The 25,092-nt window shown below is 59.3% G+C and carries 22 protein-coding genes, 9 tRNA genes, 1 pseudogene and 1 other annotated feature; of the genes and pseudogenes, 20 read left to right on the top strand and 12 right to left on the bottom strand.

The window, feature by feature from the left end; all coding sequences use genetic code 11:
- Positions 1-9 precede the first annotated feature (9 nt).
- The 12 genes and pseudogenes from D5261_RS05155 to D5261_RS05100 all read left to right on the top strand — a co-directional run bounded on the left by D5261_RS05155 (position 10) and on the right by D5261_RS05100 (position 2,477).
- Positions 10-83, top strand: a tRNA-Leu gene (locus tag D5261_RS05155).
- A gap of 5 nt (positions 84-88) precedes the next feature.
- A tRNA-Ile gene (locus D5261_RS05150) sits at positions 89-161 on the top strand.
- A 15-nt stretch (positions 162-176) separates the two neighbouring features.
- Positions 177-249: transfer RNA gene (locus tag D5261_RS05145), tRNA-Leu, on the top strand.
- A 13-nt stretch (positions 250-262) separates the two neighbouring features.
- Positions 263-337 (top strand) — tRNA-Ile (locus D5261_RS05140).
- Between the two features lie 3 nt (positions 338-340).
- Positions 341-415 (top strand) — tRNA-Asn (locus D5261_RS05135).
- Positions 416-524: 109 nt separating this feature from the next.
- A tRNA-Val gene (locus tag D5261_RS05130) sits at positions 525-597 on the top strand.
- Between the two features lie 118 nt (positions 598-715).
- A tRNA-Arg gene (locus D5261_RS05125) sits at positions 716-791 on the top strand.
- 123 nt (positions 792-914) lie between these two features.
- The gene (locus D5261_RS05120; RefSeq protein ID WP_125205923.1) at positions 915-1,664 is read left to right on the top strand and encodes a class I SAM-dependent methyltransferase; all 750 of its coding nucleotides are present in this window, start codon (positions 915-917) and stop codon (positions 1,662-1,664) included.
- Positions 1,665-1,686: 22 nt separating this feature from the next.
- Positions 1,687-1,776, top strand: a pseudogene (locus D5261_RS05115).
- Positions 1,777-1,892: 116 nt separating this feature from the next.
- Positions 1,893-2,180, top strand: a complete 288-nt coding sequence (locus tag D5261_RS05110; RefSeq protein WP_119320998.1) for a hypothetical protein — start codon at positions 1,893-1,895, stop codon at positions 2,178-2,180.
- 91 nt (positions 2,181-2,271) lie between these two features.
- Positions 2,272-2,359: transfer RNA gene (locus D5261_RS05105), tRNA-Ser, on the top strand.
- Between the two features lie 53 nt (positions 2,360-2,412).
- Positions 2,413-2,477 (top strand) — tRNA-Ile (locus D5261_RS05100).
- A 123-nt stretch (positions 2,478-2,600) separates the two neighbouring features.
- Positions 2,601-2,698, top strand: a sequence feature (23S ribosomal RNA rRNA prediction is too short).
- A gap of 35 nt (positions 2,699-2,733) precedes the next feature.
- Here the strand turns inward: D5261_RS05100 and D5261_RS05095 are convergent.
- The 4 genes from D5261_RS05095 to D5261_RS05080 form a co-directional block, all read right to left on the bottom strand.
- The gene (locus D5261_RS05095) at positions 2,734-3,987 is read right to left on the bottom strand and encodes an RNA polymerase sigma factor (RefSeq protein ID WP_218025562.1); all 1,254 of its coding nucleotides are present in this window, start codon (positions 3,985-3,987) and stop codon (positions 2,734-2,736) included.
- A 2-nt stretch (positions 3,988-3,989) separates the two neighbouring features.
- A complete protein-coding gene (locus tag D5261_RS05090; RefSeq protein ID WP_119320996.1) occupies positions 3,990-4,340 on the bottom strand; it encodes a YciI family protein in 351 nt (116 codons plus the stop codon).
- 104 nt (positions 4,341-4,444) lie between these two features.
- Positions 4,445-4,834, bottom strand: a complete 390-nt coding sequence (locus D5261_RS05085; protein ID WP_119320995.1) for a DoxX family protein — start codon at positions 4,832-4,834, stop codon at positions 4,445-4,447.
- A 39-nt stretch (positions 4,835-4,873) separates the two neighbouring features.
- A complete protein-coding gene (locus tag D5261_RS05080; protein WP_119320994.1) occupies positions 4,874-5,329 on the bottom strand; it encodes a carboxymuconolactone decarboxylase family protein in 456 nt (151 codons plus the stop codon).
- Positions 5,330-5,470: 141 nt separating this feature from the next.
- On the opposite strand from D5261_RS05080, the gene D5261_RS05075 reads away from it, so the two are divergent.
- Entirely contained in the window at positions 5,471-6,289 is an 819-nt protein-coding gene (locus D5261_RS05075) for a hypothetical protein (protein WP_119320993.1), read from the top strand.
- A gap of 26 nt (positions 6,290-6,315) precedes the next feature.
- Positions 6,316-6,954, top strand: a complete 639-nt coding sequence (locus D5261_RS05070; protein WP_119320992.1) for an SGNH/GDSL hydrolase family protein — start codon at positions 6,316-6,318, stop codon at positions 6,952-6,954.
- 13 nt (positions 6,955-6,967) lie between these two features.
- On the opposite strand, the gene D5261_RS05065 is transcribed toward D5261_RS05070, so the two are convergent.
- On the bottom strand, positions 6,968-7,987 hold the full coding sequence (locus tag D5261_RS05065; RefSeq protein WP_119320991.1) for a WD40 repeat domain-containing protein: 1,020 nt from the start codon (positions 7,985-7,987) through the stop codon (positions 6,968-6,970).
- 120 nt (positions 7,988-8,107) lie between these two features.
- On the opposite strand from D5261_RS05065, the gene D5261_RS05060 reads away from it, so the two are divergent.
- Entirely contained in the window at positions 8,108-8,842 is a 735-nt protein-coding gene (locus D5261_RS05060) for a DUF7873 family protein (RefSeq protein WP_119320990.1), read from the top strand.
- A 68-nt stretch (positions 8,843-8,910) separates the two neighbouring features.
- Here D5261_RS05060 and D5261_RS05055 read toward each other — a convergent pair whose 3' ends face one another.
- The 5 genes from D5261_RS05055 to D5261_RS05035 form a co-directional block, all read right to left on the bottom strand.
- Entirely contained in the window at positions 8,911-12,501 is a 3,591-nt protein-coding gene (locus D5261_RS05055; protein ID WP_301002423.1) for a galactose oxidase early set domain-containing protein, read from the bottom strand.
- A 61-nt stretch (positions 12,502-12,562) separates the two neighbouring features.
- Positions 12,563-15,016: a glycoside hydrolase family 31 protein gene (locus D5261_RS05050; RefSeq protein ID WP_119320988.1), complete on the bottom strand. Its 2,454-nt coding sequence runs from the start codon at positions 15,014-15,016 to the stop codon at positions 12,563-12,565.
- The gene (locus D5261_RS05045) at positions 15,007-15,141 is read right to left on the bottom strand and encodes a hypothetical protein (RefSeq protein ID WP_301002422.1); all 135 of its coding nucleotides are present in this window, start codon (positions 15,139-15,141) and stop codon (positions 15,007-15,009) included. The genes D5261_RS05050 and D5261_RS05045 overlap by 10 nt, the downstream gene beginning before the upstream one ends.
- Before the next feature lie 5 nt (positions 15,142-15,146).
- A complete protein-coding gene (locus D5261_RS05040) occupies positions 15,147-16,958 on the bottom strand; it encodes a peroxidase family protein (RefSeq protein ID WP_119320987.1) in 1,812 nt (603 codons plus the stop codon).
- Positions 16,959-17,462: 504 nt separating this feature from the next.
- Positions 17,463-19,025 (bottom strand): sigma-70 family RNA polymerase sigma factor, encoded by a 1,563-nt coding sequence (locus tag D5261_RS05035; RefSeq protein WP_119320986.1) that lies wholly within the window; start codon positions 19,023-19,025, stop codon positions 17,463-17,465.
- Positions 19,026-20,187: 1,162 nt separating this feature from the next.
- Between D5261_RS05035 and D5261_RS05030 the strand changes: the two genes are divergently transcribed.
- The 4 genes from D5261_RS05030 to msrB all read left to right on the top strand — a co-directional run bounded on the left by D5261_RS05030 (position 20,188) and on the right by msrB (position 22,723).
- Positions 20,188-21,024, top strand: coding sequence for a DUF1559 family PulG-like putative transporter (locus tag D5261_RS05030; protein ID WP_119320985.1), 837 nt, complete (start codon positions 20,188-20,190; stop codon positions 21,022-21,024).
- 126 nt (positions 21,025-21,150) lie between these two features.
- Positions 21,151-21,666 (top strand): hypothetical protein, encoded by a 516-nt coding sequence (locus D5261_RS05025; RefSeq protein ID WP_119320984.1) that lies wholly within the window; start codon positions 21,151-21,153, stop codon positions 21,664-21,666.
- A gap of 86 nt (positions 21,667-21,752) precedes the next feature.
- Complete coding sequence (locus D5261_RS05020) at positions 21,753-22,229, top strand: PilZ domain-containing protein (protein ID WP_119320983.1); 477 nt, start codon at positions 21,753-21,755, stop codon at positions 22,227-22,229.
- 101 nt (positions 22,230-22,330) lie between these two features.
- Positions 22,331-22,723: a peptide-methionine (R)-S-oxide reductase MsrB gene (msrB, locus tag D5261_RS05015; RefSeq protein ID WP_119320982.1), complete on the top strand. Its 393-nt coding sequence runs from the start codon at positions 22,331-22,333 to the stop codon at positions 22,721-22,723.
- 161 nt (positions 22,724-22,884) lie between these two features.
- Here msrB and D5261_RS05010 read toward each other — a convergent pair whose 3' ends face one another.
- Both D5261_RS05010 and D5261_RS05005 read right to left on the bottom strand, forming a co-directional pair.
- Positions 22,885-23,703 (bottom strand): alpha/beta fold hydrolase, encoded by an 819-nt coding sequence (locus D5261_RS05010; RefSeq protein ID WP_119320981.1) that lies wholly within the window; start codon positions 23,701-23,703, stop codon positions 22,885-22,887.
- A 38-nt stretch (positions 23,704-23,741) separates the two neighbouring features.
- Positions 23,742-24,104 (bottom strand): nuclear transport factor 2 family protein, encoded by a 363-nt coding sequence (locus D5261_RS05005; protein WP_119320980.1) that lies wholly within the window; start codon positions 24,102-24,104, stop codon positions 23,742-23,744.
- 150 nt (positions 24,105-24,254) lie between these two features.
- Between D5261_RS05005 and D5261_RS05000 the strand changes: the two genes are divergently transcribed.
- Positions 24,255-25,064, top strand: coding sequence for a helix-turn-helix domain-containing protein (locus D5261_RS05000; RefSeq protein WP_119320979.1), 810 nt, complete (start codon positions 24,255-24,257; stop codon positions 25,062-25,064).
- The last annotated feature ends 28 nt before the right edge of the window (positions 25,065-25,092 follow it).

The raw sequence follows: 25,092 nt of genomic DNA, 5'->3' as shown, positions 1-25,092 counted from the left end.
CGAAATTATGCCGCTGTAGCCCAATTGGTAGAGGCGTCTCGCTTAGAACGAGAAGGTTGGGGGTTCGACTCCCTCCAGCGGCACTTACGCTCCCGTTGCATAATCGGTCAATGCGCACTCCTTATAAGGGTGTGATCCGGGTTCGAGCCCCGGCGGGAGTACCCGACATAAAACATGCCCTTGTAGCCCAACGGCAGAGGCATCGATCTTAAACATCGACCAGTGCGGGTTCGAATCCCGCTAAGGGCACATAAAACGACGATGCGGTGAAGTCAAACGGAGAGACGCCGGCCTCATAAGCCGAGAATAGCGGGTTCAATTCCCGCCACCGCGCCCATGTTCCTCCGTGATGTAATGGCAGCAATCACTGACTGTTAATCAGTGTGTCTAGGTTCGAATCCTGGCGGGGGAGCCAATCAAAATTCAATAGAGTCGTTGTCGACGTTCCTTTGTGATGTAACGGCAGCATGGCTGATTTTGGCTCAGCCTGTCTGGGTTCGAGTCCCATCGGTCTCGCCAAATTCGCCCCCATCGCCTAGCGGCTATGGCAGCGGTGTTACATACCGTCATTCGCAGGTTCGAGTCCTGCTGGGGGCACTTAAAAACGAAAGACACGGAAGGTGAGCGCTCGGCGGGTCCGGCGGCTTTCTTGGAAAGAAATGCGCTCCGTGAGGAGTTGGGTTCGAATCCTACGCCTTCCGCCATGTTCTGATATGTCCTCGTAGTTCAGCGGAGAGAACGCGACCCTGCGAAGGTCGAGGTCACAGGTTCAAATCCTGTCGAGGACGCCAATTATCTTGGGGAGCGACCTCATCAGCGAGGAGTAATATTGCCTAATCTCTGTGCGTAAGAAGGATATTCATTTTGGCGCAGCGTACGGCTATGTTTATCCGCTTGCTGAAACGGCGATCGGCATGAGCGATGCATGTCTCGCCATCGTGAAAGGGCTCCCAGAGACGATGAATCAAGAACAGCTTTTAGCGTTGTACAACAAAGCTTACTCCGGCTCCTATGACGAGAAATTTCTGATGTCGGACACAACGAGGTCCGATACCGCGCACGAACTGAAAGTTCTCGCTCGGCTGCTGGAGGGGAGTCCAGCCTGGCTCGATGTCGCTTGTGGAACCGGGTTCTTTCTGAGCCGTTTTCCCGGTGTGGAGCGTGCGGGTCTGGATTTGTCGCCCGACATGCTGCGGTTAGCGCGGGAAGCGAACCCCGGCGTGACGTTTTACGAACGCAGCTACCTGGACCCCGCGCCCGAATGGCGCGACCGCTGGGACCTTGTTTCGTGCATGTGGTATGCGTACGGTTACGTATCGTCGATGTCGGAGCTGGAGACCCTGGCGGCGAACCTCGCCCTGTGGACCGCGCCCACCGGCCGCTGTTTTGTCCCGCTCGCGGATCCGCGCCTTCTCTCCGGCGTCAATCTGCCTTTCCAGGTGCAGAGTGTTTTGCCCGGCGAGATATCAGTGACGGGGATTCTCTGGAGTTACACGGAAGAAAGCGGCAAGAGCGTTCACGCTCACATGATCGCGCCTCAAGTGGAATGGATGGAAGCGTTGTTCGGACGATATTTCCGCACGATTGAACTGGAAACCTACCCCGCCGCCTTCCCAGGCTGGGGGCAGCGCCGCGCGCTGATCGCCTCGGCAAAGCGCGAATGACTTGAGAGGAAATACACAAAACGGAAGACAAGCGCCCGGCGGGTCCGGCGGCATCCCTCGAAAAGATTGCGCTCCGTAATGGAGTCAGGTTCGAATCCTGTGTCTTCCGCCAACTTTTGACAATACATATAAGGAAGGTGAGCGCCGCTGGGCGGCGGGGTCTCTTGAAAAGATTACGCTCCGTGAGGAGTCGGGTTCGATTCCTGCGCCTTCCTCCAACAAGCAGCCATGAAATATTTTCGCTACTGCACGGATGCGATTAGCCCGCATACGCAAATGCCCTATGGAGTCTTTGTCTCCGTCTGGTTTCTCGTGCGTGACAAGAAGCTGACCGAAGTCGAAAACGACGCCTATCGGGAGGCATACGCATGGTTTGAAGAGCATCTGCCGATCCCTCCGCTTTATCAAAGTGGAAATGATGAAAAAGCGATCACTTGGTTTAAGGAATCCGCTCTGAAGACGGAAGTCGTTCAAAAACTGGATCTCTACATCACCCTACTCGAAAATATGGAGTGAACTTGAATATTGTCATTTCTGATACGCCAGGGCGCATCATTTACGAGGACGAGTTTCAAATTGCCACGGTAAACGAGTGATTGCACATCGTGGAAGGTAAGCGTCGGCGGGTCCGACGGCATGTCCGCTAAACATTGCGCTCCGCAAGGAGTTGGGTTCGAATCCTATGCCTTCCGCCATTTTTGACAACTGAATACGATTTGCCTCGCGCCCCGACGCGGGAAGCTTACATACTAGCTCAGTGGTAGAGCGTTTGCCGAATAAGCAAAAGGTCACAGGTTCAAATCCTGCGTGCGAACAACAGCTTCCCGGACTTGCGCGAGGCAAGCCCTTTTCCGCGCGCCCCGATCTTCGGAGCATACATACATCAGTACGAGAGGAACAGTATCTCCGGCCCCGCTGTGGGCCTGCGGACGTGAAGCGGCGCTGGCGCGAAGAACCCAGGAGGTAGGATCACGAGCATCCATCCATTAAAGAGTGCGTAACAGCTCACTGGCGGAGCGCCATCGCTGCGACGAACGCATTTGCTCCGGAAACTTGCGCGCGGAAAATTCTACTCTTTTGCTCGACCCATGAGGAACGCTTTGACGGCGGGGTCTTCGCTGAGGCCGATGGCCTGCTGGTAGGCGTGCGCGGCTTCGGGGTGTTTCCCGAGCTGGAGCAGCAGGTGCGCTTTCAGCGCCCAGTAGGGCTGGTAGGTTGTCATGGCGGCGGCGTCCAGTTCTTCTAATAATCGTAACCCTTCGGCGGGCGAGATGGCTTCGGCGACGGCGGCGGCGCGGCCGATGAGGGCGCCGGCGGTGGGGGCGAAGGTGACGAGTCCGTCGTAGAGCTGGGCGATGGAGCGCCAGTCGATCGGCTGGCCGTAGGCGCGGCGGGAGTGGGCGGATTGGATGGCGGCTTCGAGCTGACAACGGCCGAGGCGCCTGGCGCACGATGCGGCGGTGAGCAGAGTTTCCGCCTCGTCAATCAGAGATTTGGACCAGAGCGCGGCGTTTTGCTCGCTGAGCGGGACATAAGCGCCGTCGCCTGAGCGCCGGGTCGTGGTCCGCGATTCGCAGTAAAGCATCAGCGCCAGGAGCCCCTTGGCTTCAGGTTCGCTGGGAAGCAAAGAAACGGTCAGGCGGGCGAGCCAGATCGCTTCGTCGCTCAGACCCCGCCAGCGGCGGTCCGAGCCATAGACGGAGCGGTCCCAGCCGAGGCCGTAGGCGGCGTAGATGGCTTCGAGCACCGCGCCGACGCGCTGCGGCAGTTCGGATTCGTCGGGCGCGTCGATGCGGAGGACGGCCTGCCGGATCTTTGTTTTGGCCCGCGTGAGACGCTGGCCCATCGCCGCCGGGGATGTCAGAAAAGCGCTGGCGATGCGCGCGGCGTCGATCCCGAGAGCTGTTTGCAGCATCAGCGGCGTGCGCGCCGCCGGATCGATCGCCGGGTGCGTGCAGAGAAACAGCAGTTTGAGACGCTCGTCGGGATACTCCATGTCCATGGGGAATTGATCTTGCGGCTCCAGCGCGTCGCGCTCGGCGGCGATTGTCAGCGACTCGATGACCTGAGCCGCCGACTTCGCCTGACGATATCCATCGATGTGGCGGCGCTTCGCGGCGGTCAGCAGCCAGGCGTCCGGCCGCGCCGGGACGCCGTTCTTCGGCCAGGTTTCGAGGGCGCGCAAAAAGGCGTCGCCCAGCGCGTCCTCCGCGCTCGCCACATCGCCGGTGCGCGCGACGATGTAGGCGAGCAGACGGCCATAGCTCTCGCGGGCGGCCATTTCGACCGCCCGCTCGGTGTGACTGTCAAAGGAAGACGGCACGGTTACGCCTGGCTCCACAGTGGACGGACTTCGAGAACGCCCATGGATGTGGCCGGGCAGCGCGCCGCCCATTCGAGGGCGCTGTCGAGATCGGGTGTTTCGACGACGTAAATACTCCCGAGCTGCTCCTTGGCATCCGCGTAGGGACCATCCTGCACGAGACGTTCGCCGTCCTGAACCCGCACGGTGGAGGCCGACGCGGAGCTCTGTAGGCCGGTCGCGCTGACAAATGCGCCGGATTCCATCAGCGCCTGGGTGTAGGCTTTGAACGCGCCCGATGTTTCCTGAATGTCCTGCTGGGTCATCGCCGCTCGTTTCTGTTCGTCGAGGTAGATCAAAATCGCATATTTCATGGTCGGTTCCTTTCGCCGCGCGGGGCGGCTGCTGTGATGACGAAGCTCGCCGGGTCTTTTCGACGCCGGCGGGCAAGAATCTTTCAAAAATGCGTTGGAGGCGCTTATCCGCCCGCTCTTTGCGGAACGAGGGTCCCAATGCGGCGGCTTTCCGGGCGGAGCGCCCAGGAAACGAGCGCGCACGCCGTAAAGAAGAGAGGGACGGCGAGATGCGCGGCGTTGTCGCCGCAGACGGCGTGTGAGACGGAAGCGCCCGTCAGATCGAACACCGCTCCCGCGTACGCCCATTCCTTGAGGCGCGGCAGTCGCGGCGCCAGGATTACGGCGCCGCCCAGCAGCTTCCAGACCCCGAGGATCACGGTGAAGTAGAGCGGATAGCCCAGATGCGTCATCCCCGCGACTGTTTCGGGACGATGCGCGATCTCCGCCGCGCCGCCCGACAAGAGGACAAACGCCAGGATGATGGTCGCGCACCAGTAGATCGTTGTTTGCATTTTGATCGTCGTGTCTCCTTCGCGGCGTGGCAAACGAAGTCACCAGGAAGCGCCCGCGACTTGTTTGACGGTGACATTGAGGCGGTTCCAAACATTGATTGAGGCAATCTCCAGGATCAGAGACGCCAGCGCCGCATCGTCGTAATGACGGGCGGCTTCATTCCAGATCTCATCGGGAACCGGGTTCGGCCGGTCGCTGAGCCGGGTGACGGCTTCGGTCAGGGCCAGAGCGGCGCGCTCGGCGTCGGTAAAGTAGGGCGTATCGCGCCACGCCGCCACCGCGAAGAGGCGTTCGTCGCTTTCGCCGTCCTTCCGGAGCTGGCGCGCATGCATGTCCAGACAGACGCCGCAGCCGTTGATCTGGCTGGCGCGCATTTCGACAAGGCCGAGCGTCCGTGCGGGGAGGCCGCTCTTTTGTATGGAGGCCGAAAGGGCTTGCAGGGCTTTCAGCGCCTCGGGAACGAGGATTGCCGGGTTGGTCATTCGTGCGGTCATTCAGTAACTCTCCTTGAGTGGTTGTACTGGTATGACGGACGCCGCCGGGCGATTTCGACATGCATTGAAAAATATCTTTCGCGGCGCGCTCTTTATCAGAACATCGACATTTCGCGACATGGCAATGGGAGGAAGCGAACAATGGACATTGATTTGCTGGCGCGGCAATTTGGAACGATCGGCGCGCGCCTGAAAGTAGAAGAATGGAATACGCGCCGCACGCTGTCTGCTTCACAGCCTTTCACGCTCGATATTGGCGGCGACCGGCGCGGTGAGTTGTTTGTGCTGAAGCTAAGCCCGGGCGCGGCGGATGGGCTTGACCTGACGGCGACCGATATTCGGCCCCATCAGCGTCATCTCTTGCTGTTGGACCGGACTCTGACACAGGCCAGCGGTGAGAAACGTAAGTTTTTGTGCGGTCACGATGAGCGTCACTGGTTTGTCGCCAATGTGCCCAATTCGCGTGGTGTCGCCAGCGTCACCGAGGCGATGGAGGCGCTCAAGCCTGCGGTGGTAATCGGAGCCCAGCGCCGCAGCGGCGTCCGCGCCAAGGATTGGCATAATCGACACAATGCTGGATTTATTCGGCAGGGAGAATGGTTCTTCCTACCCCGCCCGAACTTCGAGCCGTCGCATTCGTTTATGATCCTGCGCGACGAGCCGATCCGTCGTGGCGGCGGCAAGCCGCATATGGTCGAGGAGCTTTACCGCGACGGAGGCGTACAAGTCTATGTCCATCGGAACTACCCGAATGGATTGACACAATCGCAATACGAGGCCCTGCTGGCGCGCAAGCCGAAGGCGAGCAGTTGGGATTGGCGTCCGATGCGCCGCAACCCATCGGTCCACGCGCGGGGGCGGATCCGGCATCCGGACCACGCGACCATTATTCTGCCCTGCTGGCATCAAGTCGTGATGAGCGCGGAGAGCCAGGGCGGCTCCGTTGTCTTTCTCGATTAACTTCGAGGCGGGGCGAGAGGAAAATTATGAGAACATTGACTCCCAACTATCTCGCCCTGGGCGATTCGATCAGCATTGACGACTACACGGAAGTCCGGGGCGGCGGGGCCGTCAGCCAGTTTGGGCGGCTAATCGATGCGCGTCTCGTGCAGGATCTGACGCGGGACGGCAACACGACGGGCGCCGTGATCGACTCGCTTGACCGCGTGAATATCGCGCCGCAGCTCGCGACGGTGACGGCGGGCGGCAACGACTTCCTGCAATTCACCTTTTCGCTGGCCGGGTTATCGCCCGGCGAGCGCTCCGCGCGGGCGATGTCCGAAGTCGGCGCCATTGAGAGCCGGCTGGAGACGATCGCCGTCTATCTCAAGCGCTTCGACTGCCCCGTGATCTGGAACACGGTCTACGATCCGAGCGACGGCAACGACGCGCTGGCCGCCGAAATGGGCATCCCGCGCGAACTGCGCGCCGCGTTCGACACCATCAACGACGCCCATAAGAGCATTGCCCAGCGCCACGGCTTTGTGCTCTGCGACTTGGAAAAACTCTTTCACCGCCACGGTGTCCAGGCGCAGGATACCTGGATCACCATGCAGATCGAGCCGAACTACGCCGGCGCGACAGCGATTGCGCAGGAATGGCGGCGTCTGTACGCCGCCATCTGACGGGAGCGGGGCGTTACGGGAGCTTCACGGGTAGTCCGCTGGCGGTCATCCACTTCCCATTGGGAGAGAAAATGGGAGAGTGCAAAGTGGAATCGGAAATTTGGATTTCGCGCAGCACTTTCCCGGTTTGGCTTTCACAAATACGAAGAGACTTCTCCCCGCGCTTTGAGTAAGCGACCGTGTCGCCGTTCGGCGAGAACGCCGCCAGATAGTCTTCGGTGTAGCCGTCGGGCGGCATTTGCTCCCATAACAGGCGATGGGTTCGGACGTTATAGACGCTCACGCGGTCCCCAGAGATAAGCAGCCGCTCGCCGTTTTTTGAAAACGTCATGCACTGTTGATGGTATCCCGTGTTCGGGGAAACGGAGTGCAGCGCGATGGAGCTGCGGATTCTCCAATTCCGCACATTTCGAAAGGAAATTGCGCCCTCACCGTCCAGCGTCGCGAGTGTTTTGCCGTCCGGAGAAAAGGCCGGCGCCGAAACTATTCCGTGCTGATCGTCGCCCAAAATCACGCCGCTTTTTCCCGTGGACACTCGCCACAGCGAGACCCGGTCTTTGCCCGATGCCTTCTCTGTTTCCGTGAACGCCGCGATCGCCAGCACTTTTCCATTGGGGGAAAAGTTGAGCGAAGTAATTTCTCCCAAACTCGGACTAGCAATGGCGCGAATTCTCGTTGCCGTTCGCGCGTCGTATAATTCTACTTCGCTATCAAACACGCTGGAAACCGAAATCGCGAGCAAACGGCTGTCGCGTGAGTAAACCACCTGCGCTGGTTCGTTGTGATGCGGCAGGGTGATGGTATGACGAATCGCCTGTGTTCGCACATCCCAGATGAGGACATCCTTAGGAAAGGAATTCGCATCGACATGAATGGCCGCAATGGATTTTCCATCGGGAGAGTAGATAAAATCGGACGAATGGGGAGGCGCAAAACCCGATTCTCTCGGCGCGCCCTGCGCCGAGGCGCAGACGAATAGGATGGGCGGCACTAAGCCGACAAAAGCCAGGTACTGAGAGGAACGGAGTCGCATTGGTAATCCTCACGCACAAGCGGAAATGTTATTGAGATAATACCCGTAAAGAGGAATGGCGTGGACGGCGCGCGCCGTCGTTTAGCAAGACCGGCATCGATGTCGAAACAGGAAGCAATCATGACAGCAAAACTCAATCAAATCATCGCCATCGAAAAGGGCGTCAAGGCGAAGTCGTTTCAGGAACTGACCGACGCGCACCACTTACTTCAAAAGCCGAGCCTGCTGACGGGCATTTCGCGCACATACCAGCCCCGCGACGAAGAGGGCGAAGTGTTCCCATCCGAAGTTACCCGCGTGCAGGCCTCGGCGGACACGGTCATCAAGGATACGGCGAAGATCCTGACCAAGCTATTCGATGTCACCGCGACCAAGGACTGGGCCAACTGCGTCGCCAAAGCGGACGTCATCGTCGACGGCAAAACGCTCTTATCCGATGTTCCCTCTACTTATCTGCTGTTCCTGGAGAAGCAGTTAGTCGACCTGGGAACGTTCGTCAAGAAGCTGCCGACCCTGGATCCCTCCGAGACCTGGTCCTACGACGCCGGCTCCGATACCTTCGTGACCGAAGCCGTGCAGACCGCCAAGACCAAAAAGGTCCCGCGCAACCACGTCAAAGCCGAAGCCACCGAAAAGCACCCCGCGCAGGTCGAAGTCTTCCACGAAGATGTCGTCGTCGGCTACTGGAAAACGGTCAAATTCAGCGGCGCGCTGCCCGCCAGCCGCGTCAAGGAACTGGGCGATCGCGTCGAGAAGCTCCAGCAAGCAGTCAAATTCGCCCGCGAAGAAGCGAACGCCACCGAAGCGCCCGACAAAAAGCTCGGCGACGCCCTCTTTGCCTACTTGTTCTCGTAAAAACGACACTGTCCACAAGAGAGGCCGGCGGTTAGAAACCGCCGGCCTCTCTTGTGGCTTGAATGGTCTTATGGGAACGAAGGCTGCTCGGGGCCGTGCACGCGATTGGAATACATTAACTGTACCGGCGCCGGCTGTCCGTTTGCCAGCGTAATCTCTTTGATCACCTGGCTGATATCCGAAGCGAGGTCGATGGGGATATCGCCGATCTCGCCATTCGCGTTGACCCAGCCAAAGAGCGCGGCGCTTCCGGTTTTGTTGCCGAGTTCGACGTCCGGGTCCGTACGCGCCTCCGTCAATTCGTGGTAAAACGTCGCGACCACATTTTTCCAGGGTTCGGCGAACACGGGAATGCCGTTTCGGACGCCTCCCGCATCCTCCGAAAACACGCCCACGGCATAGTAGAGCGTCGTGGGCGTCCCCCCGCCTGGGGGCGCCGCGCTGATCGAGCCGTGATATCCACCGAGCCCCGCGCGGGAGTCATCCGCGTCATCTTCCCTTGGCGGCGCCAGCGCCGCCGAGCGCCCCGCCGCCGTCTCCATCTCCGCCGTGTCCTCCGCGGCCGCGCCGTCGTCGGTGGTCAAAAAGACTCCGCGCGGCAGCAGGAAGTTAAAGACGGTATGGCTGAAATCGGCGCCGCCCAGGTCGCCGTCGAGATGGAGACGGCGCAGCAGGTTCTCCACATCGGTGCGATTGACGGCGCCGGAGCCCATGGAAGGAAGCGATTTCGAGGGCAGCGCCGTCGCGCGGACCTGCTGGCCTGGAAAATACTGCGCCAAAATATCATTCATGCCCGCATCCGTCATAACGGCGGCAAGGGTGGCGTCGATATTCGCGTGGTCCTTCTTCGCCCATTTTCCAACAAAGAAGTTTTGGTAGGAAAGGTCGGCGATCGTCTTCCCCCCGTTGAAGGAAAGGTCGTTGCGTGAATCGGCGCTGAAACCCGGCGCGAGTCCGCCCCGCTGCTCGGCTGTCGCCTGAAGTTTGGCGCTTGAGGCTAACTGAGACAGCGGCGCGTGCGCGATACGCCGGATCAGCGGTTCGATGATCCGAACCGACAGGACAAATTCCGAGCCGCGCTTTTTCAGCGGCCCGATCACTCGGACGACCGAGGGATCGCCGGGCGTCTCTTGAATCCGATCCACCAGTTTCTGATAGGCATGGATTTCTCGCGAAGTCAGCGGCTTGAGGCTCATTGCCGAATGATCCCATTGGATCTTATCCTCCGGCATGATCGGCGCCAGCGCGACCTCCGGCCGATCTGCGGTCGCCGCCAGGAAAAATCGCCCTTCGGCCTCTCGGACCGATCCCTCAAGACGCACTTCGACGCCCCGAAAATGATGAATGCCATTGGCAAAATGCGCGAACTCCCGGGCCCACGCATCGACATCGGGAAGGCCGCCATGTTTCATGTAGACCAGGGCCATGGAGTCGTCCGAATTGGGATAGGGACGCACAATGTCCACGCCGGACATGTGCTGCAGGGCTTCATGCGCGCCGCCCCAGCAGGCGGAAATGCCATAGGGACAAGTGGCGGTCACGCCGACGCGGACGGGAGGAAATTTCGCCGATGAGGCGATCTTCTGCGCCTTCTCGAACTTGCTGAGCATGGGCAGCGGATGAAGCAGCGCGGCTGGCGCAGCCACGACGGGCGCCGCCGCCGCCACTGCCGCAATTTGTACGATCGCTGCGACCGAAGGCACGCCGTCACTGTCCAAAACGAACAGCATGTAATGGCCCGGAGGACAAACATTGGCGTTCGGCGGCGCGGTCACACGCAGCCCCTGATCGCTGGATACGAAATCCAGGAAGTTCAGCCGCTGATTCTGATCGAATGAGTGGGTGACGGACGGAAGGCGGATCCAGCTGATCCTCCGAATCTGCAGCGGAGCGTCGACCTCCACGTTGAATGCCTGCCCATAGTTTACCGAGTCCGGTGCGCCGGTGATGACGGGGCGCTGCGCCTTTTTGAACAAGTAGGGCGGGGAAAATACTTGGGCGTTGGCGAGACTGTCTTTGGCGAAATTCGGCAGATTATCATTTTTTCGTTCTTCGGGCGCATACTCGCCCCCTCCGGCGGAGAGGACCGTGGCGTCCGGCAGCAATACCGATGTCGAGTGATAACAGCGGTCGAATCGTTCCGCGCTCATCACCGTCCAGGTATCATTCACAGGATCCCAAAGCTCGGCCTGATGCACCGGCTGCCCCGGGTCGAGGTTGTTGAACCTTGTTCCTCGGGTGCCGCCAGTCACCAGAACCGTACCGTCCGGCAGGATCATCGCGTTGTGCTGCCGGCGCGGGAAATTCATGGAGGTCATTTTTTGCCATTGAGCGTTCGGCTGATTCAGGTCGATCGCTTCGACAATATTGGTCGGCGGCCCGTCAGAGTTATCCTGTTTGTCGTCGTCCAATCCGCCGCCAATAAATACGATCTTACCGGCCTCGTACATCACGGAAGGCGCATAATCGCGCGCCATGCCGGCCGTTCGGGTGGGGCCGACAGTCCATTTGCCGAGAGGATTTGTGCTGAGGAAGAAGCTTTCCGCCAGTCCTCCCGCCATAAAAAGGCGACCGTCCGGCGCAACATGCAGGCGTGGGAAGAGCGGCATGCTAAGGCCGGTGTCTCCATTGAAGTCAGTCACAAATTTCCACTGAACTCCGTCCCATCTCTCCGCCGTGTCATTGATATGGCTGGAGTTGCCGGGCGGCAGCTGTGCTGGCGGGGGATCTGGAATGGGAAGCACGGCATGGCTGCCCGAGCAGACCAAGACCGAGCCGTCGGCCAGCGTCACGACGCTCGGGTACCAGCGTCCCGCGGACTTAGCCGGATCGGCTTTCTGATTTGAGGGCGCCCAGGTCTCCGTTTTGTAGTCAAAAATCGTGGCCTGATCCACGCCGATACTGTCGAACAGATGCCCGCCGACTACCATCAGGCCCCCGTCCGGCAGGAAGGTGTGGCCGGAACAGAATAGATTGACCGATTCACTTGTGGGCGGCGCCGCCCCCGGAATGGGCTTTTGCGGCTGCGTGTTGGCCGGTCTGTCCTGCTGTGTCGCCGGATCCCAGATGAACGTGTGTGTTTCGTGCTCGTTGAGCGAATTGACATCCTGACTGCCAGGAGTTGTCCGGCGGCCCCAGTAGAGGACCTTGCCGTTCGGCAGCACATGGGTATGAATCGGCACGTTCTTCAAAGGGATTTCGCCGGACCACTGGCCGGCGACGTCTGCCGGCGCCATCGCGACGGTAAATGGGGTCGCTTGCGCCGAGGCTTCCACGGCGACCGTGGCGGAGGCGGCGCCGTTCGCGCACAAGAAGGTCGGATCGTGGTCGCTGTAAGCGATGAGCAGATAATATTGGATCTGGTCGCCGGGCTGGAGCGTGTCCATGGGGATCGTCGCCGAAAAATATTTGTTGTTTCCATGGACGCTATCGAAGACCATCGGCTGATTGGTCCAGTTTGCATCGACGGTGCGCTTGAAAAATAGGTTGCTGCCGATTTGCAGTTGATTGCCGCTGTTTCCCGGTCCCTGAAACTGGTTGCCGCTGATAATGGTCAGCGCGGCTTCGGGAATGATCGCGCCGACCGGGAGCCGCATACCCGCTCTTCCCTCCGGTTCCGGATTATTAGGAATATGCCAGGCATTTCCAAGATTCGCCATCGTCAATCCTCCTGAATGCAAAGCTAAAATCGAGACGGGGAGCGCGGAGCGCTCCCCGCCGTCAAAGGGCGATCCTGGTGAACCCGCCGGCATGGTTGAACTTGACGAAGGTGAATCCGGCGTCGTGCCGCCAGCCCTCCGTCGCCGCGTCAAAAGCCGCCGCGAGCGCCTGCTCGTTCAGGGCTGCGCCGTCGCGGGTGACGCCGTTCGCCGGAGCCGCTCCCAGAATCTTCCATACAACAGGGCGCGGCGTGTTTGAGGTCAGGGTCAAGATCGGCGCTCCGCTGTTTCCCTGACATGTGACCTCCGTTCCTTCATAAAGCGTGAAGCTGGAGGCGGGAGCGGCGTCGCTTGGATAAACAAGGAATTGAAGCCCTGCGTCCATCGTCTGAATGGCCGGGTTGTTGACGTAATTCGCGTCGCACAGCGTTTGCGGAACGTTCAGAAGCATCGGCACGATGGCTCCCTCCCGAACAAAGAGCGGAAACTGCTGCGGATTGCCGCTTGTCCAGGCGATCGTCTGCTGGCCCGCGTGCTGCTCCTGGGTCCAGAAATCCCGCCATTGCCCTTCCGGAAGATAAAGGGAGCGCGTTGTCGGCTGTCCCGCCGGAGTCGGCTGGATGACCGGCGCGACCAGCAGCTCATTCCCGAAGCAGTAGGTATGTTTTACCGGGAAGGTCTGCGGGTCGTCCTGATGAAGCAAGACGAGCGGGCGGATGATGGGCAGACCGGTATCGCTCGATTCTTTGGCGTATGTGTAGAGATATGGAAATAGTTGTAGGTGCAGACTGGCGAAGAATCGGTAGTTCTCCAGCGCCGGCGCTCCATATCCCCAGGGATACTGCCGCAGATCGGCGGGATTGACCTGGCGGTGCATCTGCATGAGAGGAGTGAAGCAGCCGAATTGGGTCCACCGCATAAAAAGCTGCGGAGGCGAGACAGGGGAGAAGTTCGTGTTCTGATAGCCTCCGACGTCATGTCCCCAGATGGAAAAGCCGCTCATTGCCGCCGACTGCCCCGCGACAATGACACTGGGCAGGCCGTTCCCATCCCCAAAGTTCGGCTCGTTATCCCCGGCCCAGCATCCCGGAAACGCCTGCGAGCCGGTGAAGCCGCTGCGCGCGAAAAGCACGCCGTTAGCGCCCAGCACGCTTCCGATCGTTTTATGGTATTCCACACAGTAGCCATTCTGCATTTCGACGCCCCGGCGCCCGTCCGCGTACGCCGCCGTCGCCGGGATGTAAGTGTTGGCTCCGTTTCCCGACTCCCCGTCATCCGTCTTGAACCCTCCGATGACGGGTTCCGAGCCTCCCGAGGCCGTCACGGTTTCGCTGGAGGTCACCAGGGCGTGAAGCTGGTCGGATAACCACTTCGCCGCCGCCGGATTGGTGAAATCTACCGGGCTGCCGTGTCCTTTCCACCAGGGAACGACCAGGGGCGGACCTCCGGGCGCGCTGCGTACGAAGAAGTTGTTATTGGCGCCCTCATCGTAGTTTGCCGCTTTGCCCAGGTTTTGCCCGGGAACCCCGTCGCTGTCGGAGCTTGTGTTGACCAGAGGAGTCATCCAGCAAATGACTTTCAGGCCCTCGGAGCGCAGAAACTCCAGCATCTCCTTCGTGGTCGCGAACCCGGCAAAATTCACGCCTTCGAAAGTTCCGCCCTGCGCGAACTGGGCCTGGTTGAACGTGAAGTCGTTGTATGCGACTTCCCACGGAGAATCGAACACAAATCCGGAGACTGGGATATTCTGCTGCCGGAATTTGGTGACCGCGTACCGGACCTCGCCGCCGCTGCGCCAGATGTCCGAAGAGATCCACACGCCGAAGCTCCAGGGGGGCGATAGCGGGGGCCTGCCGGCGTAACCCGTATAGCGGGTCAAAACATCCGTCAGCTTCGGTCCGTAGACCACGTTGAATTGGAGCTGCGGAAACCGGCTCGTGATGACATACCGATCGGCAGCCCCGGCGCGCATGTCAAACCGGCTCTCGGCCGAGGAATCCCAGTGGAAGCCATATCCACGGGTGCTGACGAACCAGGGAGAGACTTTATAAGAGTGGTCGCCTTTGTTCCCCGGGTTATCGAAGGTCAGGATGTCCACCGTGTCGCCGCTTTGATCGAAGGCGTTGAACTTTTCGCCGAAGCCGTAGAAATGTTCGCCGGCGTCCGAGAACGCGGTCAGGGTTACCTGGGTAGGGGCGAGGCCGCGCCAATCCACGACCTCATACCGCATGACTCCGTCGTGGGGAAAGGTGAGGTGCGCGGTAATATTGGAGGCGCCGGCGGACTGAACGACCTCCAGGCCGTCGGCAAGCGCCGTCGAGGACTGGACCTGCCCGAGATTTATCGCGCCGCCCGGGACGGTGATCGATGGCGGCGCGTAGGTAATCACGTTCGCCAGCGGATTCCCGGCAAGGTCCGGCCCGGCAAGTTCAATATGTCCTGTCGCCTGATAGATCCTCGCCTGGAGCGGCCCAGAGTCGAATGAGAGAAAACTTCCCGACGGTTTCAAAAGCATCGGTCCAACCCCTCTGCAATGTGGTTCGGAGCAACCTCAATACGGCTGCCGTACTGTCCGCCCCGCATCTCTCGGGCGGACAGCATGGCGTCGGTAAGCGTGTCGCTCACCCAGTGGAGATCCATGGACTTCAGGAAGTCATAGGATCGGGAGTTGCCTCCCCTTCAGCCGCCGCCACGACGGTGTCGGTCTTGTCGGCTCCGGCCGGCGGGACGGGGTCCGGCACGGGATTGTCCACGACGAACTTCACCAGGTTGAGGAAGATCGGCTCGCCTGTGCCGCCCAGTATTGGCTTCCATCCGGTCGGGGCGGCGTTGATGAAGGATTCTTCATCCGAATCGAGCAGACCGTAGAACACCTCGGCGATGATCCTGCCTCCCACCCAGCCGAGCTGCGTGCTTGCGCCAACGCCGTTGAGAAGTTCATCCTCGGAGAATTCGTTGTCAACGCCGAAATGATCCGCGATCGGCGCCTGCGACTCCGCGAGGATGTAGAACCAGAGCGGGGTATCGCTCGCGAACGCCGAATCGATATGCTCGAACCGATAGATCTTGGCGTCGCTTCCATGATCATCTGTTTCCGTGCGCACCACGAGCTGATCTTCGGTCAGCGCCAGGGCCTTATCGAAGCCATGGGCGCGCAGCGCGGCGGCGATTGCCTGTCCGCTTTGTACGTGGTAAACGTTGCCGCGCAGCAGATTTAGCAGGGCGAGCGACGGGCGGGGCGGCGACGGCGGCTCCGGCAGTTTCCGGGGAGCGATCGTTTCGCCAAGCTCCTCCATCGCGCCGCCTTTGGCGGAGCTGGTGGGCAGAACGTTGAGCGGCAGCACCCCAAGCGGATCGACGATATTCGTATCGATCTTGTACGCGAATTGCAGCCGGACCGTCGGATCGGGTTCGTCGCCGCCCGCCGCGCGCTTTTTCGCGGCTTCGTTTTCAAAGGTCGTAATGGGATCGGTCGAAGGGAAAAACCGTTCAAAATCCTGGTTGATATCGATGGCGAATGCCTGTGGGAGCGGCTTAAAACCCAAAAGCGTGGCTTCATCCGCAGGCGCATTCGACCCTGGAAAGATATCTTTGCTGGTCGTATCGTTCAGGCGATAGCCCTGCCGGACGGCGGAGTGACCAAATCGGTAGGCCGCCACTACGAACTCCCGCGGAAGGTTCTTTCGTTTGTTGTCGTGGTCCTCAACAGTGTAGAGCGCGTAACGACCTTTCCGCTCGTCAGACGAGGCCGCGCCGGCGAGATCCGCAAAGACTTCCGCGCGCGCAATGCGCGGCAGGAAGTCCTCGACCACAAGCTTCTGGTATGTCCAGCGCACTTCGTTGCGCGCCTTTTCAAAGAGCGCGGTCCCGGAGAGCGCGGGATCCGCGGCCTTCAGCTTCTGGACGACGGCGTTGTGGTACCGGATAAAAAGAAGCTGGAGCTGACCGACGATCACGTTCTCGTCGTTGCGCTTATCGCCGATGATCGCCCGGCCGTTGGGGCTTCGCAGCAAATCTTGATCCGCCTGATCCGAAACCGGATTCGAGAACGGAACCACATTCTTTGTCCCGTCCTTGAACAACAGGGAGGCGCCGTCGCTGTCGTACATAAACGGCTGCGCGTCCGGCCCGTCACCGTGGACCGAGTCGAGATCGAAGCGCGGAGTGCGCAGGTTTGTCGGCTGGCGGCTTTGGTCCGTCGAGTCGGTCGGGTTCAGCGAAGATGTGTTATCGAAGGTCAGATCATGGTCGATAAATTGACCGAAATACGTGTAGCCGGCGGGCATCCAGATGTTCTCTTCCGGATCGGGTCCGTCATGAACACCGTCCACGGAGCTTTTCATCTTCTCGGCAATATCGCAGAGGAGTCCAATGTCATACGTCTTCTTTCGAAGGGGCAGCAGATGTGTGAATTGCTGCTCGCGCGTGCCTACACCGCCATGCACTGATTGATTCATGATCCCGTCTCCTTATCCTTATCTCCAGGTCGAAGTCATGTGGCCTGCTGGGATTTGCTCAATAAAAAAAGCCCTTCCACGGATGGGAAGGGCTTCACAAAGGTTCCGTGTCGCCATGGGATCCGTGGTAGAACAACAACAAATCGAGCTACTTCCTCAAGCGAGGAGACTTGCGACGTGCGTGATCTAGTCACCGATACAGCCGGGCGACAGTAATGTCAGCGGCCATTATACCAGGTATTTCGAAAAACGAGCGTTGCCATCTTTCAATTCTTTCGTACGTCAGGAATCCCTATTCGTGTTTATCCCGATCATTGACTTCACCGCGTACAATCTCCCTGTGAGTAAAAGCTAAGGCTAAGACTCTTTTTTACGGCGCGTTCGAAAATAGTGCAGGTTCGAGCCCTGCCCTCCGCACCATAGGCGGAGATAGCCCAAAACGGTAGAGGCGTCGTCCGCTCCACACCAGACTGAGATTATTACTCCAGGTTGTGAGCGCGCGGATTAAACGGATACTTGCCTTGCCGCAAGCAGATCGATCAGAGGAGTATGTCCACGCTCTCTCGCTAGGTCGAGAGCAGTCTTGTTATTCGCGTCGGTTTGCAATGGATTAGCGCCGTGGCTCAAAAGGACATTGGTGATTTCCAAATGGCCGAAGCGGGCAGCCTCATGAAGCGCCGTGGTTTGACTAGACCATGCGTTTGCCTCGGCCAATCCGGTATCCAGCATTCCGGTAACACGGGCAAGAAGTCCTAATCCGGAAGCTTCGATAATTCCGAACTCGCGCGGTGTCGAATTATGGAAGTTTTCAAGCGTATTGAGATCAGATCCCCTCTCTATGAGAAGTTCGACAAGGGCGTTTACTCCGGAAAAATAAGCCCAATGCAGTGGAGTGCCCGCGGCAAACGCTTTAAACCGTACATCCGCGCCATGATCGAGCAGCCAGCGAGCCACTTCGATATGCCCATTGCGGCTGCATATATAAAGCGCATCCGAGATCATGTCAACAGTCGACGACGGTGGTCGTGGAAGTGGATTTCCATCGGAATCATAGCGACTGCTCCCGCTATATGACGGTTGATCGACAATATTTCCTTGCGCATCCCAAAAAGACCTGACGACATCCTCTTTGCCCAAGCCTGCGGCGCACCAGAGGTCGAGCACGGCTCCGCCTCGCACAAGCGCCTCGGCAACGCCGCTGCTATCTTGCCCACAGGTTATCGCCCATGAGAGAGGCGTATGGCCCGTACGGTTATACTTGGCGTTGACGTCGGCGCCAGCCGCAATGAGCGCCTCGGCAATCTTCACATTTCCCGACTGAACCACATTATGTAAGGGAGTGGTGTCGTATTCTCCAGTTACGTTCGCATATGCGGGATCGGCATTGAGCAGATCATGCACAATTTGCTCCTGTCCCAATAAGGCGGCGTTCAGCATATCAGCGACACGACTAGCAAACGCTCTGTCCCTCTCCTCTTTTTCATGGTTTATGACTTCAGGCATCAATTGAAGGATCCTTTCCCTAAGCTTGCGTCGCGCGGATTGAAGACGTTTCTTCACGGTACTGGTCGGAAGCGAGAGAAAAGATGCGATTTCCGCGACTGAGTAATCGCTGAGATAATAGAGAGTCACCACCAGTCGCTCAGGTTCCGCAAGATTGGCAATTGCAGCTCTTACTTCAGCACGAGTTTCATTAAGTTCGACCGCATGCGCCGGCCCAAGGACTTCTAAAACCAGGGTGCATGCTTCCAGCGGAACGGTTTCGACTTTCTTACGCCGCAAAATGCGATGGCATTGCCGGAATAAGATCGTTCGAAACCAGCCGGGAAATGCAGCGGGATCCTGAAGTTTGTCGAGGTGAAGGAATGCCTCCACAAACGCTTCTTGCGCTGCATCCTCGGCGCTCTCGCGATCACTCATTATAGAGCAGCCGTACGCAATCGCCATATGCTGAAATCGCCGGACGAGCTCGTCATAACTCGTCCTGTCCCCGTTAACGGAACGATCAATGAGCTTTCTGATCGATCCCTCCGGGCGCCGCTTATCTTCTTTATAATCCTTGTTCATCTGCTTCCATAATTATGTGCCACATTTTCGCGATTTGGGGCCTTTAAGCAAAACGCTCTTCGAGAAGCGAAGATATGAAAGAAGCGCGCCCACCGACGGCCAAGGCGATTCAGCACCCGCCTTCGAGCGCCGCCATGTCTTTGTGCCAGGGCTCTCACCGTAATCGCCGTGGATGTCATAGCCGCCATGGCAAAGACGGGATTGAGCGTACAGTCGCCGTAAATTTTGGCATTCGCTGTTTGTACAGGAATAAGTGTTCTGACTCGGACAAGAGAACCGACAACCGCGCGAAGACAATGCCCTGCTTAGGGCGGCAAACAAGCCTCCGCGTGAGGAGATCTAATAACTTTTTATGAGCGTGTTTTGGATCTGGAATGTCTAGGGCAAAGATGAGTGGAGTGAGTGTCAGCAAATACTTTGGGAGCCGGCGGTTGCACACGCCTCCACATAATGCCTCTCATCAACTCTTAACACTTACTTTCTATTCGTGTTTATCCCGATCGTTGACTTCACCGGGTACAATCTCTCTGTGAGTAAAAGCTAAGGCTAAGACTCTTTTTTACGGCGCGTTCGAAAATAGTGCAGGTTCGAGCCCTGCCCTCCGCACCAATAGGTCGGGCGCTGCACTCCAGCGTCCGCGTTCGCGGAGGTAGCCCAACATGGTAGAGGCGTCGAGCGTTCCACACCAGGCTGAGATTATTACTCCAGACTGAGTATTCTCCGTCGCAGGCCAAATCAAATGCGCGTGGTCGGTATCTGTCGGATGGGGGCGCATCTCCCCTCCCTTGCTCCATATGCAAGGGTAGTTTAACAGTAAAACACGGCGATCTAATGAATGAACCGCGCGCTTAAACGTGGTGGCCTGCCGAAGTGGCGGAAAAACCGATGGCCCGGGGAATGGGTATTTCCCTGGGCCTCATTTTGTTGATAAGCCATCGCCTCTCATTCATCTCCACCCATTCCCGTGAAGTCCAGAAAATTGTTTGGAAGTGGTCGCCCTCTCTTGACTCGGCGCGAAATATCGCGCATAATATAGACTATTTTGTGATAAAGAAACTAGTATTTGCACGCTCACCAGACACCTGGAGGCCAGCGCGACTGATGTCGCCTGGCCTTTTTTGTTTTTGCAATGCGCGCATCTGACCGCCCCAGGAGGATGACCATGCTTCCGCAGACCCGAAAGGGATTTACGCTCATCGAGTTGCTCGTTGTAATAGCGATTATAGCGATATTCGCAGCGATCTTGTTTCCTGTCTTTGCGCAGGCTCGGGAAAAGGCGCGGCAGACGACCTGCGCCTCGAATGAAAAGCAGATCGGTCTCGCGATTTTGCAATACAATCAGGATAACGATGAGACGTTTCCGCTCGCGAACTATGGCGACACCAATGCGGACAAAGATCACTGGTATAAGCTGGTCGATCCCTATGTCGCGGCAAGCTACACACGGTCTTTGGCGCGGACGGGCGCAAAACTCAGCATTTGGGTTTGCCCCGACTTTGAGAAAATTTATCATGCGGCGGGATTGGGCGGCTTTCCCGCGTGGAGTTATGTCGCCAACCGCAATTTGATGCCTGCGGTCGCTTACACTTCGCCGCAGCCTTGGATCGATCAGGCTCCGTCCGCGCTGGCGTCGATCGACTCGCCGTCGCGCCTCGTCCTGGTGGCGGAAGGCGCGGGCGGCACGGTGTTTACGACCGGCAACGACACGGGGAACTACCCGCTGAACAGCCAGGGCAACGCCGGCGATGACAAAGACGTCAACACATCGTACGTAATTGCTCGGACGCGCCACCCCAACGGCTCCAACTATCTCTTCGCGGATGGTCACGTCAAATTCGCCCATCTGCCCGTCCCCAGCTACAGCGGCGATCCAAGCGACCCGGCGAACGTTACGCCTGTCCAAAGCACGTCCGGCGTCGTCTACCGCACCAGCGACAACCCCAACGCCATCGGCTGGTTCACGGAAGACACCGTCGCCAATCCCGCCACGCCGGATTAAACGGATGTTGAGCGTATATTCGCTGCGAGCGCCGGCTCCCAGGATATGACCGCCGTGAATAGCGGCTTCAGTCTATGCGCGAACATCAGGTAAAATGGCCGCAATCGATCATCGAAAGCGGCCCCCATGTTCCAAATTCACGTTGACGGCTACGATCTTCTCTGCCTCCCAAACGGCCCCCCTCCTTTGTACGAAAAGTACGCCAAGCGCGCGCGTCTCGCCGAGGAGATTGGCCTGGACGATCCCCATGGCCCTATCGCCTTTCTCGCCGTGCGGCGGGGCGCAGGCTGGCCGTTTCTGACGCTCGCCTTGCGCTATCACGCTACGGGTTTGAGTGTCCTGCCCGGGGCTTTGCTTATTCCCGAAACATCGACGCTATTTGTGGGCGCGGGACATCGCATCTTTGCCTACGATTTGAGCGCGCCGGCGCGTTTGTGGGAGGAAGAACTTCCGTCGCCGCTGTGGGCCTGGGCGAGGAGCGGCGACGCCGTGTTGATGCGCGCGGAGCGGGGGCTTTCGGCGTGGGATCTGCGGGGCGGGAAACAGTGGTCGCGTACGCTGGAGACGCCTTGGGATTACTGGGTGGAGGACGGCGTGGTGCATTTGGATGAAATGGGAGAAGAAAGCGCGTTCCCCCTGTGAAAATAACAGTGTTGTAACCTTGCGGCGCGCTGTGGAATAGTACTGAGAGTATATTTTTTGCGGAGACTGCCGGAAGGAGCGCGCGCATGATGGATATGACGGAAGACCTCGTCGATGACGGGGAATTAGAGGAAGTCGAAGAGGCGCTGCGGCGCCAGGACGAAGCCATGGCGCTGCTGGAGCGTCTGCGTCTTTCCGAGCCGGTGCTGAAGAAAGAGCAGGAGACGGCGGGCGGCGGGCGGCGTGAGGGACGCCGGTGGCCGATGCCGGAGGGCGTCACTCTGGAGCTTCACGACAGCGACGGCTGGCGCAAGGCCGAGTGCAGCGATCTGGGAATCGGCGGCGCCAAGCTGTCCGTGCTGCCTGCCTGGGTGAACGGCCCCGTTCCGGCTCGTCTCAAGACGCCGGCCGGCCCGGCGGTGCTGGTCCTGGCCGACTTGATGTGGCGCGATTCCGGCGCCGCGAAGGGCGGGCTGCGATTCGAATTTCTTAGTCAGGAAGAGCGTGAACTGTGGGCGGACCAGCTCATCGACGCGCTTTTGGCGCGCTACTCCCTGGCGTAAGGGCGCCGCGCGGAACTGTGACAAATGGGAACTTTTTGGCCTGGTTATTCCTTATAAAAGGTGTGTGAACGCGATGCGGACACAATGGAGGTAAGGAACCGATGGCGACTGAAAAGATTGTCAAAACCGACGAGGAGTGGCGCGAAGAGCTCACTCCCGAGCAATACCGAGTTCTGCGCCAGAAGGGCACTGAGCGTCCCTTCACCGGCAAATATTACGACGTCAAGGAAAACGGAGAGTATGTCTGCGCCGCCTGCGGCGCGACGCTGTTTTCCTCGGACACCAAGTTCGATTCCGGCTGCGGCTGGCCCAGCTTTTACGACGCCAAGGTCGGCGCGGTAGACATGCACGAGGACACCAGTCACGGCATGCGCCGGATCGAAGTCACCTGCGCCGCCTGCGACGGCCACCTCGGCCACGTCTTCCCCGACGGCCCCAAGCCGACCGGGCAGCGTTACTGTATCAACTCGGTGAGTGTCGAACTGAAGAAATAGTATCTCAGAACGTCCGTGATATCCAATCGCCCGGAGGCTCAACGCATAGACACGTTGGACCGCCGGGCGATTTGTCGTATGTTGATCGGCGCGTTCGCCTGGACGATTGGACGCCGCGTCTGCTCTTACTCGCAGGCGCGGCGCTTTTGCGTCTGGGGCATTTATCTTTGGATAAACTCCAGAAGGTCTTGATTGAGCTGATCCTTGTGCGAGAGGATCAAGCCGTGTTCGGCGTTTTCGTAGATTTTGAGGCGAGCGCGCGGAATCAACTCTGCGGATTTGCATGAGGTGAGCTCCACGGGGTTGCCCGCGTCGGCGTCGCCGTGGATCAGCAGGGTGGGGACGGTGATGGAGGCCATCACCGCGCGCTGGTCGGCTTCTGAGTTTGTTCGCGCCATCTCGATGGTGGCTCTGGGCGAGGCTTGCAGCACCAGATTGACGACCCATTGCGTCATTTCGGGCGATGGATTGCATCCGGGGAGGCCCTCGCCGAGAAAGGCCGGGGCCAGGCTGGCGATGTACTGTGGTCGGTCGCGCTTTAACTGGGCAATGACGTTGTCAAATATCGCGGCGTCAATGCCCTCCGGGTTATCCTCCGATTTGCGCAGATAAGGCGTGGTCGTCGCAATAAGAACCGCCTGGGCGATGCGATGCGCGCCGTGGCGATGGAAGTACTGAGCGATCACTCCGCCTCCCATCGAGTGGCCCACCAGAACGACATCCCGCAGATCCAGATGGTCGATCATGGCGGCGAGGTCGTCCGCGAGCGTGTCGTAATCAAAGCCGCGCCCCGGATCGTCGGAGCGGCCGCAGCCGCGCTGGTCGTAGGCGATGCAGCGCAGACCTTCCTCGGCGAGCGCCGTGGTCTGATACTCCCACATGCCCGCTCCGACGCACCAGCCGTGGATAAAGAGAACGGGCTTGCCTGTGCCCCAGTCTTGATAGAATAGTCGTGTGTTGTCGGTTTCAATAAACGGCATGGTCGATTTCCTTTCCGAACGTTGTTCACCCTCGATCTTTATCCTGCTGTCGGGGCGAAGTCCAAAAATCCGGTGATCGTTTTCAAGCGCCCCTCGGCGATCACGCCGAAGTCAACGCCGCCGGCGAGCGCGGCGCCGTTCTCCGGCCCTAGCTCCCAGGTGAACCGCACGCGATCATGGTGCGTGTCCACATCGCCCGTTCGTCGAAATTTGAGGCCGGTGAATTGGGTTTGAACGGCCTGCGTCATGGCGTCGATCCCGCCCTGTCCTTCGCCGCTCACCATCGGATCGAGATAGGAGGCGTCCTCGGTCCACGTCTGCGCGATCAGGGCCAGGCGGCGTTCGTCATCGGTTTCGTTCCAGATGGCGATGTAGTTGTCGATCAATTCCGTCGTGTTCATCTCGGTCTCCTCAGGGTTGGATTGCGACGCTGAGCGGTTCGGAGGACCGTTGATCCCGGCGTCTGACCCGCATCTTACCGGAGCCGTCATACGCATAACAATTACCTCCGAGGTAATGGCGAGGGCGCGATTTGTGTGCTATGATGGGGCATGATCATTACCCAGCCGCCCGTGGGCGAGATGCTGCGCGAGTGGCGCCAGCGCCGCCGAATGAGCCAGCTTGATCTTGCGTTCGAGGCCGATATTTCTTCCCGGCATCTGAGTTTTGTGGAGACGGGACGCGCCCAGCCTAGCCGCGACATGCTGCTGCATCTCGCCGAGCGTCTGGATGTCCCCTTGCGCGAGCGCAATACGCTGCTGGTGGCGGGAGGATACGCGCCGGTGTTCGCCGAGCGTGAGCTGGCCGACCCGGCGATGGACGCCGTGCGCGGCGCGATCGAGCTGGTGCTGACCGCGCATGAGCCGTATCCGGCGCTCGCGGTGGATCGGCATTGGACAATGCGGGCGTCCAACGCCTCCGTCGCCCTCTTCTGGATGGGCGTCGATCCCGCGCTGCTTCAGCCGCCCGTGAACATCCTGCGCATGGCGGTGCATCCCAACGGGCTGTCGCCGCGCATCGCCAACTACCGGCAGTGGCGCTCACTGCTGATGGCGCGTCTGCGGCAGCAGATCGCCGCGACCGCCGATCCCTTTTTGATTGAGTTAGTGGAGGAGATTCAGAGTTATCCGGAGCCGCCCGGCGCGGCGGAGGGGCCGCCCGCCAATGATGGCGAGTACGCGGGAATCGTCACGCCGTTACAGATCACGACGGACGAAGGGATACTCTCGTTTTTCAGCACGACGACGGTGTTTGGAACGCCCGTCGACATCACGCTCTCGGAACTGGCGATCGAGGCGTTCTTCCCGGCGGATGCGCGGTCCGCGGCAATATTGCAGCAGCTAGCCGCGCATCAAAAATAAGAAGAGTCGCAGTCTATTCCAGGCGAAA

Source organism: Capsulimonas corticalis (assembly GCF_003574315.2).
In the GTDB taxonomy this organism is placed as follows: Bacteria; Armatimonadota; Armatimonadia; order Armatimonadales; family Capsulimonadaceae; genus Capsulimonas; species Capsulimonas corticalis.
This window is presented reverse-complemented; position numbering and strand designations above follow the sequence as displayed.